This window comes from Acuticoccus kandeliae, assembly GCF_003073115.1.
In genome coordinates this window covers 1-438 of sequence record NZ_QBBV01000055.1, presented here as the reverse complement: position 1 = coordinate 438, position 438 = coordinate 1, and the positions used below count along the sequence as shown (strand labels likewise).

At 72.4% G+C, this 438-nt stretch carries 1 protein-coding gene; it reads left to right on the top strand.

The window, feature by feature from the left end; genetic code table 11:
- Positions 1–314 precede the first annotated feature (314 nt).
- A complete protein-coding gene (locus tag DBV35_RS29270) occupies positions 315–416 on the top strand; it encodes a 30S ribosomal protein bS22 (protein WP_010241351.1) in 102 nt (33 codons plus the stop codon).
- Positions 417–438: the final 22 nt, after the last annotated feature.

Sequence of the window (438 nt, the reverse complement as noted above, 5' to 3'; positions counted from 1 at the left end):
CCACTCCGGCGAGCTGCCCGCCGCGCGGGTCGGTCGTTCGTTCCGCGTGCCGCAGCGCGCGGTCGAGGACTACCTGCGCAACGCCTACTTCGACGCGGGCTGATCCCCGGTGGGGTGAAGGCCGGTACGCCCGGGTAGACTGGTGAACCGGCTGCCGACCCCCACCGGTCGCATCGCGTCGTCGCCCCGCTCCGGCGGGCGTCGCCCGGCCCGCGCCTCGTGTCCACGTGCACGGATCGTGCGGGCGGCCCACTCCGAGGTCACCCGGTGGAGCGGTCGCTGACGATCTGCGTCGACACAGGAGGAGCACCCACATGGGCTCGGTCATCAAGAAGCGCCGCAAGCGGATGTCGAAGAAGAAGCACCGCAAGCTGCTGCGCAAGACCCGGGTGCAGCGCCGCAAGCTCGGCAAGTGACTCGCGCACCGGCCGCGCCCCC

Excerpts from the sequence above, each read along its gene's own strand:
- DBV35_RS29270 (WP_010241351.1), top strand. The coding sequence starts at position 315 with ATGGGCTCGGTCATCAAGAAGCGCCGCAAGCGGATGTCGAAGAAGAAG.